Here is a 2,078-nt window from a genome sequence, read left to right on the forward strand (position 1 = left end):
CTGCTGGTGCTGGCGGCGCTCGGCATCGGCCTCGGCGGCGCCCGGCAACCTCCAGGCCCGCTTTCGCCGCCACGGACCTGGCCGCGGAGCGGACCCGCGGACGGGACCTCGGGATCGTCGTGTGGTCCATCACGATCGGCGCGGTGTCCGGGCCGAACCTGATCGGGCCCGGTGCGGTGGTGGCGGAGGGTCTCGGGCTGCCGTCGACCTCCGGCCCCTTCCTGTTCTCTCTGGCGGGGATGGTCGTCGCCGTGGCCGTCCTGCAGATCGGCCTCCGCCCCGACCCGCTGGACCTCCGCCCGGACGTCGAGGTGGGGGAGCAGGCGGCCGAGCGGGTCGCCCCGCCGAAGGTGCGCGACGGACTGAAGGTGACGCTTGCGAGCCGATGTCTCCTGCTAGGCGTGGGCGCGGTGGTGGCCGCGCACACGGTCATGGTCGGCGTCATGGCGATGACCTCCGTCCACCTGTCCCAGCTCGCCGCGGCCGAGCACGCCGGGCATGCCGCGGCGGCCGGCGGTGGCGGACACCACCACACGGACACGGACACCCTCGTGGTGATCGGCCTGGTGATCTCCCTGCACATCGCGGGCATGTACGCGCTCTCGCCCCTGGTCGGGCTCCTGGCCGACCGCTGGGGCCGCCTGCGCACTGTGGCGCTCGGCGAGGTCGTCTTCCTCGCCTCCGCCGCCGTCGGATTCGGGTGGCCGAGCAGCCGCGCCGCCGTGACGGCCGCCCTGATCCTGCTGGGGCTGGGATGGTCCCTCGCGACGGTGGCCGGGTCCACCTACGTCTCTGAGCACGCCGCCGGACCCCGGCGCGTGCTGGTCCAGGGCGTCACGGACGCCGGCATGGGCGCCGGCGCCGCCGCCGCCGCGGCACTGTCCGGAGTGATCATGGCCCTCGTGGGGTTCCACGGGCTGTCCCTCGTGGGCGGGGTGATCTGCACGGCCGTGTTGGCGGGGGTCACCCTGACCCTCCGGCATGATGAAAAGGCTTATACTGGTGATCATATCAGTGAGGAAGAGATCTCATGACCCAGAGGAGACCCGGCCACGTCGCCGCGGTGATCGCGGACCTCGTCGGCTCCCGAGGGCTGCAGGACCGAGCCGGCGCCCAGGAGCACGTGATCTCCGCGTGGGCGGCGGCGCACGGACAGGTCGTGAAGGACCCCGGCGCAGCCGGGCCCACCGAGCCCCGCGCGGTCTCGCCGTGGGCCACGGTGGGGGACGAGTTCCAGGCCGTCTATCCGGATCTGGCGACCGCACTGCGTGCGCTGCTCCGTCTGCAGCTCGCGCTCGAGGACCCGGTGCGGCTGCGCTTCGGCATCGGGCTCGGGACGGTCACCACCCTCGAGGCGGGTGAGGACGGCCCCATCCAGGACGGGGACGCCTGGTGGTCTGCCCGCGCGGCCATCGAGGCCGGGCACGACCGGGACCCCCGCGGCGCCGTGATCGAGGTGCGGCGTGCCGGGGCGTCCGAGGCCGGGGCCGGTGACGGAACCGCGGCCGGATCCGCCGATGCGGAGCCCGCCGGCGGCGTGGAGGCCGCGGCGGTGCGCCTGCTGGAGCATGCGCTCGGTCAGCTGAAGCCCCGGGAGCGGCGCATCGTGCGCGGCACACTGGAGGGCACCTACCAGAGCGCGATCGCCGAGGCGGAGGGGATCAGCCAGTCCGCCGTCTCGCAGTCCCTGTCCCGCTCGGGCGGCCGCATGCTCGTCGAGGTAGACGCCCTCCTGGCCGGGCCCCGAACCGCCGGCGGGACGACGGAGGACCGGTCATGACCGGGGCGGTAATGCTCTGCGTGGCCCTCACCGAGCTGACGGTCGCGCTGCTCGCCGGGCGCGGGCCTCACGCGACGCCGACGGTCCGCCACCGACTGGCGGGACTCGGCGTGGGAGCCGCAGTCGTCCTCGCCGCGGTGCTGGTCGAGGCCCTGATCGGTGAACCGCCGGCCGCCATGGCGGACGCCGGCATGGTCCTGTTCACGCTCGCGCTGGCCGTGGGCGTCAACCGTCTGGGCGACGAGGCGCTGGGGAAGATCGCCGAGTGGTGGACCCCGGACGCCTGCCGCTGCGAGGG

Annotated in this window: 2 protein-coding genes and 1 pseudogene; all 3 read left to right on the forward strand. The window is 74.4% G+C overall.

What is annotated here, in order from left to right; all coding sequences use genetic code 11:
* On the forward strand, nt 1-1,034 hold a 1,034-nt coding region (locus AC2W7A_RS11885; protein ID WP_485991524.1), incomplete at its 5' end, for an MFS transporter.
* Nucleotides 1,031-1,780: a SatD family protein gene (locus AC2W7A_RS11890; RefSeq protein ID WP_485991525.1), complete on the forward strand. Its 750-nt coding sequence runs from the start codon at nt 1,031-1,033 to the stop codon at nt 1,778-1,780. The genes AC2W7A_RS11885 and AC2W7A_RS11890, both read left to right, overlap by 4 nt.
* A pseudogene (locus tag AC2W7A_RS11895) lies at nt 1,777-2,078 on the forward strand (hypothetical protein); the annotation flags it as partial. The gene AC2W7A_RS11890 and the pseudogene AC2W7A_RS11895, both read left to right, overlap by 4 nt.

Source organism: Micrococcus sp. LASM2_SD2, assembly GCF_057364565.1.